Below are 15,868 nucleotides of genomic sequence, written 5' to 3'. Positions count from 1 at the left end.
CCCCGTAGGTGCGGGCTACTTCTGCCTGTGAGCGGCCTTCGACGATGACCGCGGTGATGACAGGTCTGGCCTTCGACACGGGCCGACTGTCGATCGCCGGTGTTTCCTATGTCTTGAGACAGGGGTTTCCTATGTCCTGAACCAGCACACCACCGTCCCGACGGTAATACGAAAGCCTGTTGGCCGGGTGTAAGCCCAGTTCAACAGGCTTTTTGGTTGCTCGTTGTTCATGCCGTAGATCGCTAGGTGGAGATAGCGCTGAGTCGTCGTCAGCGAGCCATGCCCGGCGATCTTCCGGAGGACGTGAACGGGAACGCCGGCATCGGGCATCCAGGTGAGCCCGGTGTGCCGCAGATCATGCCGGCGAAGGTGCTCGTAGCCGAGTCTTGTCACCACGTCATCCCAGTGCGTTGCGTCCCGAAGAACCGCAGTCGTGATCCGGCCACCCTGAGGACCGGTGAACAGGCGAGCATCGGGGTTGTCGCCGACTACCTCCAGGCGTCGAGCGACCAGATCGCGGACTTCCGGGATCAGCGGGACGACACGAGCGCGCTTGCCCTTCGTTCCCTTGTCCACGGTCCCGACAGGGCTCGGGGTCGTCTGCCGACGGAACATCCACGTCCAAGTGCCACGGTTGAGATCCGCGACGCGAGAACCGACGGTTTTTTCTGTCTTGACAAAACTAGTATTCGGTTGCACAGTTAACGCCGCGCCCCCAGAACGGTCGATCGTCGACCGCTCCTGAAGGTCCAGGCCAGCCCGCACCATTGCGCTGATCCCCAGAAAGGAGGACGGAATGTCGGAGATCGTCGTATCGCAGTTCCTGACTGTCGACGGGGTCATGGAGGCCCCGGTGACCATCCGGAATTCGACCGCTCGGGCTGGGCCTTCCAGTTCGATCGCGGCGAGGACGGCCACAAGTTCAAGCTCGGTGAGATCTTCGCCGCCAGTGCTCTCCTGTTGGGCCGCGTCACCTATGAGGGCTTCGCGGAGGCTTGGCCGACGAGGACCGATGAGATGGGCTTCGCCAACAGGATGAACGGCATACCGAAATACGTCGTCTCCGCGACGCTGGGCGAGCCCGGATGGAGCAACTCCACCGTGATCAGGGAAGACATCGCCGAGGAGATCGTGGAGCTCAAGCGGCGGTCGGACGGCGGCATCCTCGTCAACGGCAGCGGGCACCTCGTCCGGACGCTCGCCGAGCACGGCCTCGTCGACGAGTATCGGCCCATGGTCTACCCCGTCGAGAGGCAACAGGCCGCAGCGTAGGTCGCGTCACCGGTGACCACGCCTCCCTCCGCCGAGGGCACTCCTCTGCCAGGCCCCTACGCGGACGCATGATCACCAATGGCGCTCATCGTCCACCACCGAATGACATCCCAGAAAAGAGTGATCCACATGCAGAAGGCGACATCGGCCGACGGCACCACCATCGCCTACGACCAGGTCGGGAGCGGCCCGTCTGTCATCCTCGTCGGCGGCGGCTTCGCCGACCGGACAGACCCGATCTTCGCTGCCTTGGCCCACGCGCTGGCACCAGACTTCACGGTGTTCAACTACGACCGGCGGGGCAGGGGTGACAGTGGCAACACCACGCCGTACGAGGTCCGGCGCGAGATCGAGGACCTCGCCGCTGTCATCAACGCGGCTGGAGGGCAGGCGATGGTTTTCGGCGGCTCCTCCGGCGGCGCCCTCGCCCTGGAAGCGGCCGCCGAGGGACTGGCGATCACCAGGCTGGCGGTGTTCGAGCCTCCCTACGTCACCGACGGCAACCGCCCCGCGCTACCGAGCGAGAAGGAGATCAGCTCGCTGGTGGAGGCGGGCCGCCGAGGCGATGCGGTCGAGCTGTTCATGATCAAGGGTGCCGACGTTCCCGCTGAGATGGTCGGGCAGATGAAGACGCAGCCGTTCTGGGCAGGGATGGAGGCGGTGGCGCACACCCTCGCCTACGAGGCGGCCATCATCGGCCCCGGGCCGGTCCCCGCCGAGCGGTTCGCTTCCGTCAACACACCCACCCTGGTGCTGGCAGGTTCCCAGAGCCCGGCCCGTATGCGTGACGCGGCACAAGTGGTCGCCGACGTTCTCCCTGACGCCCGGCTCCAACCTCTGGAAGGCCAGGCGCACGGACAGGTGGACCCGGAGAGCCTTGCCTCCGCGCTTGCAATCTTCTACGCAGCCTGACGTCAGGTGTCACGACCTCGACGCCCGCACCGACCCCTACGAAAAGACCGAACACGGCTCATAGGGGCGTCGGGCTGAGCTGGAACAGCCGCCAAGTGCCGCCAGGCGCATGGTGACGCCTTAGGCGGGGGATCCCCGGCTCCGGGATGGCATCCGAACGTATCTGCGGGTTGTGGGGTGGCTGGGGGTGGGTGTCCATCCCGCCCGCCATCGACCCAGGAGTGCCCAGCAGCCCGTCTCCTCCGGCGCAAGCCTGGCTGTGACCGTTGGCGTCCAATCACTATGGAAGGTACACAGGCGAAGGGACACGTCAAGCCGGGCTTGCAACTCCGTCGCCGGCTCGTTGCCGCTTCGCGGTGGGTCGACGGCAAACGGGATGGGGAAGGCTCTCTGCGCCGGGGACGACTAGTGCGCGGCCACGAATCCGCGGAGGATTGTCGCGTGACTGTTGAGCACGGGTTTATGCCTGCGGTTCTGCTCGATCAGATCGTTGCCGCGACCGAGCAGGTGCTCGACACTGCGGCGAGGTTCAGCAACGCTGACGTGCGTGAGCCCTCCTTGCTAGCGGGCTGGTCGCGGGGGCATGTGCTGACCCACCTTGCCCGCAATGCCGATGGTGGCAGCCGTCTACTGGTCTGGGCGCGTACAGGAGTCGAGACACCGGAGTACCCGAGCATGGAGGCACGGGCCAAGCAGATCGAGGCGGGGGCAAGTCGTGGTTCCGTCGAGCTGGTTGCTGACGTTCGAGATAGTGCCGCCCAGTTCGCTGCGGAATACGCTCGGATGCCGGCGAGCGCATGGGAGCGAGTGATCCGCTGGACCGGTGGTCAAGCGCATCCTGCTGCCCGAGCGGCCGATTCGCGGCTATGTGAGGTGTTGGTTCACCACGTAGACCTGCGCGCTGGTTATACCCCTGAACAGTGGCCGGCGGACTTCACCAGGGACATGTTGAGCCGTGTGGTCAGGGCCTTCGCTTCACGAAGTGATGTCTCGACGATGCGTCTGCACGCTACCGACAGCGACGCCTGGTACGAAGTTGGCGCTGCGGCCCGGGAACCAGTGGTGCATGGCTCTCAGAGCTCGCTGCTGGCCTGGCTGATGGGCCGGTCCGAAGGCGTTGGCCTAGCCGCACAGGGTGATAAAGCACTGCCTGAACTGCCCTTCCTGTACTGATCATGGACGTCTAGCCGGGTGTAGGTAGAAGCCCGGATCCATGCACGATCCGGGGTGAGAAAACTGGCGGTCCACAGCGGACTGCGCGGAGCCTGCTCGTCAGTGCTTCCGCGCTGTCACCATCGCGAAGCTGAGGAACTCGCCGGCGTCGGCGGCGAGAAGGTCGATCACCGCCTGGCGATTGTGTTGTGGGCCGTCCCAGTCGCCTGTGTGCTCGGCCACCGCCTGTGTCCACAGCAGCCAGTCCCGCCAGCCATCTTCCTGCAGTCGTGCCGATGTGACGGTCACGAGTTCGGTGACTTCCCACTGAAAGCGCCACCACTCGGCGGTGTGCCAGGCGATCGGCTCCCAGCCGAACAGTTCCTTGATGTGCTCCGGGATCGCCCCGAGTTCCCGGACCTCCTGGGTCATTCCCGGCGTCGCCACGCCGAGTTGGCCGCCAGGCCGCAGGAACCCCACGAGGTATGGCAGATACCAGTCAGAGGTGCCGAAATACTCGAATGCGTCGATACTTACGATGGCGTCGAAGCTGTCCTTCCCGAACGGCAGGTTGTGCGCCTCGGCCCGCACGGCGGTCACCTGGCCGGAAACGCCGGCGTCGGCGAACACGGCCGCTGCCTCATCGGGCGCGATCCACCAATCGGCCGCCACGACCTGGACGCCGTACTCACGGGCCAGGAACACGGACGTCGCTCCCTTGCCGGAGCCCAGGTCCAGGACCTGCATTCCCGGGCGCAGGTCAAGATCCCGGGCCAGGTCCTCCAGCAGCCACAACGGGTTCGGCCCCATGTCCAGGTCGAGCAGCCAGGCCGGGTCGTACCGGGACGAGCGCGGATACCGATCTGGGCAGGCAAGCTCATCGAAGATTGTCACGGGTACCGATCGAAGCCGGTCACACGCAGGCATGCAATCCCTTTTGCCCACCCTGCCGACAAGGACCTGCAGGCGTCGGTGCCCAAGCACGCCGTGCATCGACGGCCTGTCCAACAGCAAGGGTGACGCGACGCCTCAGGGCACTAGAGACACTGAAGAACGTGTCGCCATAGTCCTTTTTGTGCGGTTAGCGAGATACTTGTTGGGTGCGAATGGGCTGGACATCGCAGATGCCCAGCCACCGGGCGGTCGTACGCGACGAGGCGGCGCACTCATCGCGGCCCGGCCATGGCTGCGCGTTTGCACCTTGCCCGCGTACGCCCCCGAACTCAACCCGGTTGAGAAGGCCTGGTCCCACCTCACTCGCCGTCGGGAACGCCACCGATCTCTCCCGCCTGGCCAAGACCAAGCTCAGGAAGATGCAGGACGTCGACGGCCTCCTCGACGGCTTCTTCAGAGCCACCGGACTCTCCGCCACCATGATCTCCAGACCCTGACAGTTCAGAGTCTCTAGCTTCTGCGCGGATTACGCCTGCTCCATGCCGATCTGCTTGAGCACGGGCTGCGGACCTGCCCCAGCGATCAGTGACCTCGTTCCCGGCCGAGGAAGCACGACAGGAGTCGCCTGAAGTCGTGCGGGTGCTCGAGCGCGGGCACGTGCCCGCATCGGCCGAACACGTGCAGACGGACGTCGGCCAGGTGTTCGAGCAGGGGCAGGGCCGCCGTCCCGAGCGGGGTGACACGGTCCTCGGCGCCGTGGACGAGCAGCACGGGCGCGCGGATCCCTGCCAGCGTTCGCGCCGAGAGGGTGAGGTCGTCGGCCCAGCGTGCCCTGGGCGGAGGGAACAACGACGCATATGCGGCCGCTCCCGCGTGCATTGCTTCCGCACGGGCGGCGACGGCCGACTCGGTCACGAGCGCCTGGTCGAAGACGAGACGGCTCAACATGTCTCGTGCCCCGGCCGGGCCGGCGGGGGCGGCCCAGAGCGCGTCGAGGTCGGCGGACAGCGGCGCCCCGGGGGCGCCCATCGTCGAGACCGCCACGACATGGGTGACCTGCTCGGGACGCGCGGCCGCCAACGCCAGCGCCACGGCACCGCCCATGGAATGGCCCACCACGGCGTAGTGCTCGACGCCGAGAGCGTCCATCAGGCCCGCGGCCTGCTCGGTCCACAGCCGGAGCCCACCCCGGGAGCCCGCCGGGATCGGTGTACGGCCGAACCCCGCCTGGTCAGGAGCCACGAGGCGCCAGGACGTGCCCAGCGCCTGTGCTGTCGCCGCCCAGGCTCCGGATCCGGTCGTACCGGGTCCGGAGCCGTGCAGCATCAGCACCGCGGGCCCGGTGCCGCCGTCCATGACGTGGACGGGGGAGCCGCCGACTGTGACGGTCCGAAGTGCGGTCACCGAGACAGGCCAGGTGTGCTCATGCCGATGCGGAGTTGATGGACTTCGAGAAGACCTCCGTCATCACCCTGCCGAACTGCGGCATGTCGGGCCAGCCCCGGCAGGAGACAAGGTTTCGGAGGATGGGTCACGCGCGGCACCTACCGATGCTTCGTTGATGATCATGAGAAGGTCGTGCATAAATCCGCTATAGTGGTGCGGTCCAGCGTCAGCGCGGCGGGAGCGGCGATCCACCGCCCCCGCCGCGTCAACGGGTCAGCGGCGGTTGAGGTTCTGCATCCACTCCCGCAGCTCGCGCGCCTGCCGCGCGAGCTCGGAACGCGCCGCAGCGTCGCCGGAGGCCTCGTCGTTCGCCAGGTCGACGATCGAGTTCAGCTTCGGGATGGCGGTGGTGTAGTTGGTTGCCAGGTAGCTGTCCCGCGCGATGTCCAGGGCGGCATCGGCGGCGTCCGCGGCGTCCGCGGTCAGCAGCCCGGCCGCTCGGTCGGCCTCGATCAGCATGCTGGTCTCGCGGTAGGACGAGCAGTTGGCGCTTTTGCGGCCGGCGGTCGTCTCGATCCCGCCGAGGATGATCTGCATGAACGAGTCGTCGTAGTACTGCGTCCGGAAGTGGCCGAGGATGTTCGAGAACGCCTTGCCACCGCCCCAGTTCTGGCACCACGCGATCGGGTGGTCGCCGTTCATCAGCCGCAGCGGGTTGGTGGCCGCGTTGCCGCTGTTGAGGCTGCGCTGGTAGCTGTCCTCATCGAGGCTCAGCAGCGTGTGCACGTCGGCCCGCATGTTGCGGTCGAAGTTGTAGAGCTCGTCGACCGTCAGCCACCGGGCAGGGAGATGTGCGGTCGCCGGGTGCGTGTTGTCCTCGGTCACCACCTCGGCGTGGATGCAGCTGCCGCACTGGCCGAACCCGTTCTGGCCGTTCGGATGGTTGGTGAAGAACCCACCGACGAGGTTGCCGTACCACGGCCAGGTGCCGATCTCGAACGAGTCGGCGGCGCCGTGGAGGCCGACATAGCCGCCGCCCTGGTGCATGTAGGCCTCGAAGTTCGGCTCCTCGGTGATCGGATTGAGCGGGCCCGGGTGCCCGACGGTGGACTCGAAGACGATCGTGTCGTACTGCTTGAGCGTGTCGAGGCTCAGGAACGGGCTCGTGGGCAGCGTGACGGTCGGGAGTTGCGGGTCGTAGACGTCGACGTTGAAGTTGTGCGCGATGCCGAGCTTCTGGATCGCGGCCACGGTGTGCGGGATGTGGTCGTGCCGGAAGCCCGTCGTCTTGGAGAAGACCAGGACGTTGTAGTCGGCGTCCGGGTTGTGCGGGAGCGGGGCGAGCACCGGGTCCGGGATGACCTTCGGGCCCTCCGCGGGCTCAGAAACGAGGCCCGTCGCGGGCTCCGGCGCGAGCCGGCCCTTGAGCTGGTCGATCAGGTAACGCGCATCGCCCACGAGTGTGCTGCGGGCCGAGCCGGGCGCGATCTGGTCGCCGACGATCGAGACGAACTCGTTCAGGACCTGGCTCGCGCGCTTGGCCGAACCGGCGTCGGCGAGCGACTTCGCCTCGTCGAGCTTGGCTTGGAGCGCCGCGCCGACCTCCGCCGGGACGCTGCCGGCGGACACGAACCGGGCGATCAGCGTGCCGACGTCCGCGAACGATGTCGTCACGATGAACGTCTGCGTGTACTTCGCGCTGCTGGAAGCAGCGTCAGAGAGATGCACCGCGAGCGTGTGCACGCCGAGCGACAGGTCGGAGGTCTGCACCGGCAACGGCGGGACCAGCTTGCCGTCGAGGTACATGTTCAGCACAGCCACTCCGCCCGAGCCGGGGGTGGGGTCCGTGCGCGTCGGGATAAGTGTGGCGACGTGACCGACGTGACCGTCGGTGATCGCCGGGTACGATGCAGTCGGCGCGCGCGTGTCGATCCGGACCGAGATCGAGCGGAACGCCGCGACGTTTCCGGACGTGTCGACCGCGCGGTACCGGACGTTGGTGTTGCCCTCCTGCGTGATCACCGCCGACGCCGTGGCCGACGCCGGAGCCCCCTCGACGGGCACGTCGATGTAGGCGGCGCCGCCGTTGAGCGAGTACTGGAACTTGGCGATGCCGACGTCGTCGGTCGCCGACACGTTCAGCGTCACCGGGCCGGTGTACCAGTTGTTCTGGCCGGTCGGCGCAGAGGGCGACAGCGTCGCCACGTTGATCGTCGGCGGTGTCGTTTCCTGTGCCCACGACGGTGCCGCGGGGATGAGTACGGCTGCCGTCACGCAGGCGGCGACTGCCGATGTGCGAAACCTTCTTCGCATGAGTGTCTTCTCTCTCTTGCCGCTATACGGGCGGGTTCGCTAGGCGCCGATGCCTGTGCCGACGAACTCGGCCCAGTTGAGGTTGAACAGGTTGCCGCCCGTGGCGCCACCCGTGACCGAGCGGAACACCAGGAACAGCTCATGCGTCCCGGACATCGAGACCGGGAACGTCTGGCTCGTCCAGGTTCCCGTCCCGCCGGTGGACACGAGGTTGGCCGTCGTGAGGATCGGCCCGGTGATCGAGTCCTGACGGACCTCGATTGCCGCCAGCGGCGACCCGGGCGTGCGGCCGGTCGCCGCGTCCGCCACGCGGAACGTGATCGAATCGATGTTGGTCAGGTTGAATGGGCCGTTGAGCTGGAGCCAGTCGCTCGAGCCCAGGCTGCCGCGGTGCACGCCGGCGCCGGCGCTGCCGTCGGTGTTGGTCGCCGTGTTGGTGCCGGACTGGTTGACGACGAACTCCACCTCCTGGTGCTTCTGGCGGATCTGGTGCTGGCCGGTCGTGGTCAGCTGTGGGACGCCGCCCGGACCGCCGTGGTCGGTGTAGCGCGCCTGGACCACGCCGGAGACGTTGCCGCCGTGTGAGACGTCGTTGGCGTCCGTGTGGAGCACGCCCGAGCAGCCGTTGACGGACTCCTCGGCGTGGCCGTGCGCGTCGTGGCCGAGCACGAACGTCACCTGCACCTCGGAGCAATTCACCGTCCCGTCCTCGGGGTCGGTGACCGTGACCGAGAACGGGATGTCGTCGCCGAACGCGAACGTCCCGCCCTCCACCGGCGTATTGACGACCACCGTCGGGCTCGTGTTGCCCACGATGATCACGGTGCTGGTCGAGGTTTGCTTGCCGGACGAGTCGAGCACGGTCAGCACGGCCACGTAGCGGCCGGACTGCGTGTAGGTGTGTGTCGGGTTCGGGTCGGTCTCGATCGCCGAGCCGTCGCCGAAGTTCCACTCGTAGCGGATCGAGTCGCCGGGATCCTCATCCAGCGAGCCTGCGCTGGAGAAGTTCACGGTCAGCGGCGTCGAGCCGTCGGTGCGGTCCGTGGTGAGCACGGCCTTCGGCGCGCGCTTGCCCTTGACGTACTCCCACTTGTACAGGCCCGCGTCGGGGCTGATGACGTTGAACCCGTTGCCGTAGGTCAGCAGGTAGAACGCGCCGTCAGAACCGAACTGCAAGTCCATCGGGTTGTCGCACTCGAACCGGAACCTGCCTGCCCCGGCGTTCGCACGGCTGCCGCAATCCAGGAAGTTGTTGATCTTCTGGACGTGGTTGTTCTGCTTGTCGAGCTTGACCTCGCGCAGCGTGTCCTGCGTCCACTCGCTGATGATCACCGAGTCGTCGTAGTACGGCGGGAACTTGTGAGGGTTCGGGTTCTCCGGGTCGTAGTGGTACTTCGTGACCCCGTGCGGACCGACGCCGCCGGTGTAGAGCTCGGGGAACAGCCGCGGGCATTCGGTCGTCGAGCCGGGCGCGATCGGGCCCGGGGTCGGCGCGTAGTAGGCCTCGCACGGGGTGCCGAGCGGCGCGCTCGGGTTGTTGTCGCGGTAGGAGTACCAGATGTCCGGGTCGGTGACCGGCGGGACGTCCCTCAGGCCCGGCTCGACCGTCGGACCGCCCTCAATGTTCCACAGCGAGTCGTTGCGCTGCGTCGGCCCGTCGCAGTCGAACTTCTGAGGCGGGTTGTTCAGCGGCGTGCCTGGGGTGGTGGTGCCGGGCGCGAACTCGTGGAAGTTCCACTGGTAGTGCGCGAGGTCGCGCTTGAGGCACGTCGGCCAGCCGTAGTTGGACGGCTTGCGCACGATCTCGTAGCGGCCGGTGCCCGCCGGGCCGTGCGAGCGCTGCGGTGTCTGGGCGTCGGGCGAGTAGTCGCCGATGTAGGCCACGTCGTTCTCGTCGACCTGGATCCGGAACGGGTTGCGGAAACCCATCGCGTAGACCTCCGGCCGCGTCTTGTCCTGCGGCGCGCCCGCGACCAGCGGGAACAGGTTGCCCGACGGGATCGAGTAGGCGCCCGTGCCGGAGCCGAAGTCGGCCTTGTTGGCGTCGGCGGCGGAGATGTCGCCGTCCTTGACCTTGATCCGCAGGATCTTGCCGCGCAGGTCGTTGGTGTTCAGCGCGCTGCGGCGCGAGTCACCGGTGAGCCGCTGATACCAGCCGCCCGGCTGCGCCGTGTTGGTGGCGATCGCCGGCGTGGCGGTGCCGGTCAGGCCGGCGCCGTCGGCGGTGATCTGCGGCTGATCGGACTGCTGCTTGCCGCGGCGGAAGAACACGTTGACGTTCGACGTGTTGACCGGGCCGCCGCTGGTCTGGATCTCATCCGCCTCGATGTTCGAGAGCGCCTCGAGCGCCGCGTCGATCGCATTGCGATCCGCGTTCCACGCGATCGGCTCCGTCGTCTGGCCCTCGAAGGTCAGCGTGAACGTGCCGCCCGTCGCGTTGGTGACGCGCACGGTCTGCTGCTCGTCGGTCTTCTGCGAGTTGTACGGCCCGTAGCCGCCGCCGTTGATGCCGCCCGCGGGCGTGTCATCGCCGGTGACCATCCAGAGGTTGCCGTGCTTGTCGAAGTCGATGTCGCCCGCGACGTGGCAGCACTCCTGGCGGTTGACCGGCACGCGCAGGATCTGCTGCTCGGAGCCCATGTCGAGGTGCGCCGGCGTGCTGTCGGTGGCGTCGACGAACTTGAAGCGGCTGAGCTGGAAATAGCCCACGTACGGATCCCACGCGGTCTTGGACGGCGCCACGTCCGGCGGGGTGGTGTTCGGCGTGATCTGGGTGACGACCGATCCGTCGCTCAGCTTGACGTCGGTGACCTCCTTCGCCGAGTAGTAGAGGTAGACCCACTTGTCGGTCGCGAAGTTGGCGTCGACCGCCGGGCCGTAGAGCCCGTCCTCGCCCGCGGAGTAGATCTGCTGCGTCATCGGCAGGCTCGGATCGGCGAAGTTGGCGACGACCGTGGTGACGCCCGTGGTCGGGTCGTGCATGCGCAGCGAGCCGAGGCGGTCCGTCTGCAGAACGCGGCCGTCCGGCAGCTGGTCGAAGCCGATCGGCTCCTGCAGGTTCGGCGGCGAGCCGATCTTCGTCTGCTGGTAGTTGGCCAGCACGGTCGCGCCGCAATCGCTGTAGACCGGGTCGGCCTGGCCCGCGGCCCAGCCGATCGCGCCCTTGAGGTGCTTGGTGAGGCCGGCGTCGAAGCTCGCGGCCGTGTTGCCCAGGCCGGTGTAGAACGAGCGGCCGCCCTGGTAGTCCTTACACCACGAGACCGGGTGATCGGCGCCCATCGTGCCCCCGGCGATCCCGTCGAGGTCGGCGCCCTGCGGCTGCGGCCCGAACGGGTCCTCGACGACGGTGTCGAGGACGTGTGACACACCGCGGACGTTCTTCGGGAAGTTGTACCAGTTGTCGGTCCGCGACCAGAACTGCGGCAGATCCTTGGTCGCGTCGTGGACGCGGTCGGCGACCTTCACGTCACCCGATTGCACGTCGGTCCTGCTGGACGCACGCGTCCCCAGGATGTCAGTCAGGAACGACCAGGACTCGTCGGTCTCGACCGCCGAGCCGACGCCGACGAAGCCGCCGCCGTCGCGGAAGTAGCTCTCGAAGTTCGCGCGTTGCGCGTCCGTGAGCGGGCTCGCGTGACCCGTGTCCAAGAACACGACCGCGCGGTACTGCGCCAGCTTCTTCTTCGTGAAATGGTCGCCCACGTCAGCGGGCTCGGGCGCCACGACCGTGAAATCACCGGTTCTGGCCGCATCCCGGATCGCGGCCAGGCCGGCCGACGACACCGCGTCCTGGGTGCTGCGCACCACGAGCACCTTGAAGCCGGTGTCTGGTGGTGCGGCCTTGGCGGCAGACGCGGACGGCTGCGGCAGCGCCGGTGCAGCGACGAAAGCGGGCTCAGCCGCCGTGGGGGCCTGGGCGCTCACCGGCGTCGCGGAGAGCGTGATGAAAGGGGCGATGAGGGCTAAGGCCATCGTGGTCGCGGTGCGACGTCTCGGGCGTCGTCCGTTTTCTGGCAGGGCTGTGTCGAGCAGCCTGGCCCACGTTCGATGACGTGGTGACATGGGAAACCCTTTCCTGACCGGGGGGACGTCAGGCAAGGCGCGCGCCGCCGCGCTTGTTGCCGCTTGTTTGCGGACATTGCGGTTGCTGGAGAGGTGCCGTCTCCAGGCCTGTGGGGGCCGTCAGCAGGCTGTCGGCCGGGGTGGTGAATCCATGATCGTGGTCGGGTCGTCGATGATCCGGTTGACCACCATGCTCGCGGCGCCGCGGGAAGCGGCGCCGAAGCCGAGCGTGGAGGCGACGAATCGGCACTGGGCGGCGGGGGCGGCCACCACGAGCCGCTGCAGCTGATCCTGCGCGTGGGGCAGCCACTCGGCCAGTGAGGCGAAGTAGCTCCCGATGACGATCACTCGCGGGTTGAACAGGTTGGCCACGATCGAGCCGACGAGCCCGGCCATTGGCCGGCCTGCGCCACCGCCTGCATCATGCGCCGGTCGCCAGTCAGTGCCTGTGCCGTCGTCGCCCAGGCGCCGGCTCCGGTCGTACCGGATCCCGGAGCCGTGCAGCATCAGCACCGCGGGCCGGTGCCGCTTTCCAGGATGTGGACGGGGGAGCCGTCGACTGTGGCGGTCCGAAGTTCCGTCACAGTCGACACCTCACGTGTGCTCATGCCGATGCGGAGTTGATGGACTTCGAGAAGACCTCCATCATCACCCTGCCGAACTGCGGCATGTCGGGCCAGCCCCGGCAGGAGACGAGGTTGCCGTCCACGACGTCGGGAGCGTCGATGACCGTCGCGCCCGCGTTCTCCATGTCACCGGTGATGGGGGGGAAGCAGGCCGTCTTCCGGCCTTTCAGCAGCCCGTACACGGCCGGTACCTGCGCGCCGTGGCAGACCAGCGCGATCGGGAGGTTGCGCGCGAAGAAGTGCTCGGTGATGCGCCTGACGTCGGCGTCGACCCGGATCCACTCGGGGGCACGTCCCCCAGGGATGATGAGGGCGTCATAGCGTTCGACGTCGACCTCGGCCCAGGGTACGTCGACCGGCAGCTTTCGGCCGTTCTTCTCCACGTAGGCGTCGGAGTTGGGGTCGAACTCGTGGATGACCAGCTGAACGTCACGCATCGTCCGTGAGGAGACGTCGACGTCCCAGCCGCCCTCCTGCACGCGATAGTAGGGATACATGGTGTCGAGCTCCTCGGCGGCGTCGCCGGTGAGGAGCAGCGCTCTGGGCACCTGCTTCTCCTCGCATCTGAGGCGGGTGAGGTGGATCCGATCCGATCCGATCCGGTTGCGTTAGCATTCCTCGGCCCAGCCCGCCCGTCAAGCCTTTACCGCCATCCCGTCCGCGCCCTTGATGTCGAACAATCGCCGGAACCGCTCGCCGGACAGCAGGATGTGCCGACGCATGGCGTAGGCGGCGGCGTCGGGGTCGCGCGCGGCGATCGCGGCCAGAACTTCTTCGTGCTCGGCCATGGCCAAGTGCGTGACCTGGGCGTCGTGGAGAAGCCGGAACAGGTGCACGTGCGTGTGCAGGCGAGCGAGCGCTTCGCGGATGACCTGGTTCTCCGCGCTCAGGGCGACCAGATCGTGAAAAGCGGCGTCGCGTAGCCCGAAGGCGCCATAGGCCATGAGCCCGTTGCCCCCCTCCAGCTCCGCCATCTCCTCCAGCAACCGTCGCAGGCCGGCCACCTGCTTCAAGGATGCGCGTTCGGCGGATCTGCGCGCCGCTGCCGGCTCGAGGAGCAGGCGGAGCTCAAGCATGTCCTCGAATCGCTGACGGGTTATTTGGGGGGGAATGCGATAGCCGGCATGGGGCACACGCACGACCAGGCCCTCAGCCTCCATGCGGTTCAGAGCGTCCCGGATCGGCGTCTGCGAGACCCCCAGCTCTCGGGCCAGGACGTCGATCGTGACGCGGGAGCCAGGCTCGATCCGTAGCGACATCAGCTGTCCGAGCAGTGTGTCGTACACCTCGTCGGCAAGCCGGCCGCGAGATCTTCCCGGCGGCGTTCCGCCCGTCATGGCCCCACGGCCCCGCGCGATCATCGCTTCGTCGTCCATCGTGACGCGAGGTCCTTTCTGACGTTTTCGGGAACCTGTTGATTTCGGTCGCAACGCTGCGAGATGTTGACGCCCTCATTCGGATCGTATAGGAAAGGTGGCGGATGCCGGCCATCCTCCACCCATTGCGGAACCCCCCGCCATCGCTCCGCTTCGGTCAGTTGGAGCTCCTATGAGCATGCTCGACGTCCTACTCAATTCGCCACCGGGCCGATAAGGACCGAAGGACTTCTCGACTGCTTGAAGCCCCATTACGTCGCGGCGTACTCGTGACGCCGGTCTGCGGGTCAGCCCCTGCGACAGCCGGCAACACGCCTGAACAACCCCCCAGCACTGCTCGGCGAAGCACGCAGCAAGGCTCCAGAGGTCCCCACCCAGAAAGCAGGCGAGAAGATGCGGTATCCGAAGCGAATAGGACGACTGTCCGTTCCCCGTCGAAAGGTGCAGCTGGCGACGGCGGCCATGTTGGTGGCCACGTCCATGGCGGCTTGCGGCCAGGGCGACGGCGCGAGCGCCCCCAAGGCGCCGGCGACCATCCCGGAGCTCACCAAGGACCCGCTGACCCTCAGCTTCATCTGGTTCGACTGGCCCCCCGCCCACGCGCTGGAGGCCTTCGCGAACGCGGAGTACACCAAAGAGCGGCCGAACGTGACCATCAAGGTCAAGACCGTGCCGAACGCGAACTGGCACGACGCGATGTTCACCCAGTTCGCAGCGCACAAGACCGACTTCGACATCCCGATCCTGGACTCGCAGCACATCGGCGAGGCCGTGACGAACGGCAACATCCTCGACATCACCGACTTCGTCAAGAAGAACATCGACGTCAAGGCCTACAACCCGTACCTCCTGGCGGCCTACGGCCAGTTCCCCCAGGCGGAGACCGGGAAGCGCGACGAAAACGCCAGCCTGTACGGACTGCCGCTGCTCGGCGACACCTGGACGATGATCTACCGCAAGGACCTGATCGGCGACAAGCCACCGCAGACCTGGGACGAGATGATCTCAGTCGCCGCGAAGTGCCAGGCGGACCACCCTGGCGTCAGCGGGCTGGCTTTCCACCAGGCCAACGGCTCCGACGCCGCGGCCGTAACCTACAACACGGTCAACGGCGTCTACGGCGGCAACCTCTGGAACTCCAAGACGCGCAAGATCGAGGGCGTCCTCAACGACGCCGCGGGCCAGGAGGCGATGGACGTCCTGGTCAACAAGATGAAGCCGCTGACCGCCAAGGGCTCGGGCAACTGGTTCATCGACGAGGTGAACGCGGCGGTCGCCCAGGGCAAGGCATGCATCGCGTTCAACTGGATCGCCGCGAGCGGCGGCCTGCTTGACCCGAAGCAGTCGACGCTCGGCACCACGCGGGAGCAGATTCTCGACAAGCTGGGTTTTGCCCCCCTGCCGAGCCAGAAGACGAACCTGGTGCCTCTCGGTGGCATGGGGATGCACGTGTCGGCCTACTCGCCCAAGGCGAACCAGGCGGAGGCCCTGAACTTCATGAAGTGGTTCGAGCAGGCTGACATCCAGAAGAAGTGGGCCGCGGCTGGTGGCGTGCCATCGCGTACGGACGCCCTGGAGTCGCCCGAGTTCCTCAATGCCCAGCCGTTCAACCAGGTGTACACCGACTCGGTTCCGCGGATGCGGGACATGTGGAACGTGCCCGAGTACGCGCGCCTCGTCGACATCGAGAACACCAACGTGAACGCGGCTCTCAACGGCGCGAAGAAGCCGAAGGACGCGCTCGACGACATCGCCAAGGAGCAGCAGGCCGTGCTCGACTCCAGCAGCCACAAGGGCGGCGGCGGACTGTGAGTGACCCCGTCCCTCTGACGATCGACCACCCCGGGCAGGTGGCGTCCGCGACGCCGCCTGCAC

Annotated in this window: 12 protein-coding genes; 4 read left to right on the top strand and 8 right to left on the bottom strand. The window is 67.2% G+C overall.

Annotated features, from left to right (window positions below; translation table 11 throughout):
• Positions 1 to 129: 129 nt before the first annotated feature.
• Positions 130 to 918 (bottom strand): tyrosine-type recombinase/integrase, encoded by a 789-nt coding sequence (locus tag Mco01_RS30555; protein WP_204060324.1) that lies wholly within the window; start codon positions 916 to 918, stop codon positions 130 to 132.
• Positions 919 to 960: 42 nt separating this feature from the next.
• Here Mco01_RS30555 and Mco01_RS30550 point away from each other — a divergent pair, with 42 nt between their 5' ends.
• The 3 genes from Mco01_RS30550 (at position 961) to Mco01_RS30540 (ending at position 3,357) form a co-directional block, all read left to right on the top strand.
• Positions 961 to 1,272: a dihydrofolate reductase family protein gene (locus tag Mco01_RS30550; protein ID WP_239104013.1), complete on the top strand. Its 312-nt coding sequence runs from the start codon at positions 961 to 963 to the stop codon at positions 1,270 to 1,272.
• A gap of 78 nt (positions 1,273 to 1,350) precedes the next feature.
• The gene (locus tag Mco01_RS30545) at positions 1,351 to 2,184 is read left to right on the top strand and encodes an alpha/beta fold hydrolase (RefSeq protein WP_239104012.1); all 834 of its coding nucleotides are present in this window, start codon (positions 1,351 to 1,353) and stop codon (positions 2,182 to 2,184) included.
• Between the two features lie 441 nt (positions 2,185 to 2,625).
• Positions 2,626 to 3,357: a maleylpyruvate isomerase family mycothiol-dependent enzyme gene (locus Mco01_RS30540; RefSeq protein WP_204060322.1), complete on the top strand. Its 732-nt coding sequence runs from the start codon at positions 2,626 to 2,628 to the stop codon at positions 3,355 to 3,357.
• Positions 3,358 to 3,456: 99 nt separating this feature from the next.
• On the opposite strand, the gene Mco01_RS30535 is transcribed toward Mco01_RS30540, so the two are convergent.
• From Mco01_RS30535 to Mco01_RS30505, 7 genes are all read right to left on the bottom strand, one after another.
• Positions 3,457 to 4,230 (bottom strand): SAM-dependent methyltransferase, encoded by a 774-nt coding sequence (locus Mco01_RS30535; protein WP_204060321.1) that lies wholly within the window; start codon positions 4,228 to 4,230, stop codon positions 3,457 to 3,459.
• Positions 4,231 to 4,812: 582 nt separating this feature from the next.
• The gene (locus Mco01_RS30530) at positions 4,813 to 5,634 is read right to left on the bottom strand and encodes an alpha/beta fold hydrolase (RefSeq protein ID WP_204060320.1); all 822 of its coding nucleotides are present in this window, start codon (positions 5,632 to 5,634) and stop codon (positions 4,813 to 4,815) included.
• Positions 5,635 to 5,889: 255 nt separating this feature from the next.
• Positions 5,890 to 7,821, bottom strand: coding sequence for a ThuA domain-containing protein (locus Mco01_RS30525; RefSeq protein ID WP_204060319.1), 1,932 nt, complete (start codon positions 7,819 to 7,821; stop codon positions 5,890 to 5,892).
• Positions 7,822 to 7,968: 147 nt separating this feature from the next.
• Positions 7,969 to 11,901: a ThuA domain-containing protein gene (locus Mco01_RS30520; protein ID WP_204060318.1), complete on the bottom strand. Its 3,933-nt coding sequence runs from the start codon at positions 11,899 to 11,901 to the stop codon at positions 7,969 to 7,971.
• Between the two features lie 210 nt (positions 11,902 to 12,111).
• Positions 12,112 to 12,387, bottom strand: a complete 276-nt coding sequence (locus Mco01_RS30515; RefSeq protein ID WP_204060317.1) for an acetate and sugar kinases/Hsc70/actin family protein — start codon at positions 12,385 to 12,387, stop codon at positions 12,112 to 12,114.
• Positions 12,388 to 12,595: 208 nt separating this feature from the next.
• Positions 12,596 to 13,165, bottom strand: coding sequence for a DJ-1/PfpI family protein (locus Mco01_RS30510; RefSeq protein ID WP_041952814.1), 570 nt, complete (start codon positions 13,163 to 13,165; stop codon positions 12,596 to 12,598).
• A gap of 87 nt (positions 13,166 to 13,252) precedes the next feature.
• Complete coding sequence (locus tag Mco01_RS30505) at positions 13,253 to 13,993, bottom strand: GntR family transcriptional regulator (protein ID WP_204060316.1); 741 nt, start codon at positions 13,991 to 13,993, stop codon at positions 13,253 to 13,255.
• A 441-nt stretch (positions 13,994 to 14,434) separates the two neighbouring features.
• On the opposite strand from Mco01_RS30505, the gene Mco01_RS30500 reads away from it, so the two are divergent.
• On the top strand, positions 14,435 to 15,805 hold the full coding sequence (locus Mco01_RS30500) for an extracellular solute-binding protein (protein WP_204060315.1): 1,371 nt from the start codon (positions 14,435 to 14,437) through the stop codon (positions 15,803 to 15,805).
• The last annotated feature ends 63 nt before the right edge of the window (positions 15,806 to 15,868 follow it).

This window comes from Microbispora corallina (genome assembly GCF_016863035.1).
In the GTDB taxonomy this organism is placed as follows: domain Bacteria; phylum Actinomycetota; class Actinomycetes; order Streptosporangiales; family Streptosporangiaceae; genus Microbispora; species Microbispora corallina.
Note: the sequence above shows the minus strand (reverse complement) of the source record. Positions and strands in the feature narration are given on the sequence as shown.

Coding starts and splice junctions, on each gene's coding strand:
- Mco01_RS30545 (WP_239104012.1), top strand. CDS start 1,351: ATGGCGCTCATCGTCCACCACCGAATGACATCCCAGAAAAGAGTGATC.
- Mco01_RS30515 (WP_204060317.1), bottom strand. CDS start 12,387: ATGGCCGGGCTCGTCGGCTCGATCGTGGCCAACCTGTTCAACCCGCGA.
- Mco01_RS30520 (WP_204060318.1), bottom strand. CDS start 11,901: ATGGCCTTAGCCCTCATCGCCCCTTTCATCACGCTCTCCGCGACGCCG.
- Mco01_RS30505 (WP_204060316.1), bottom strand. CDS start 13,993: ATGGACGACGAAGCGATGATCGCGCGGGGCCGTGGGGCCATGACGGGC.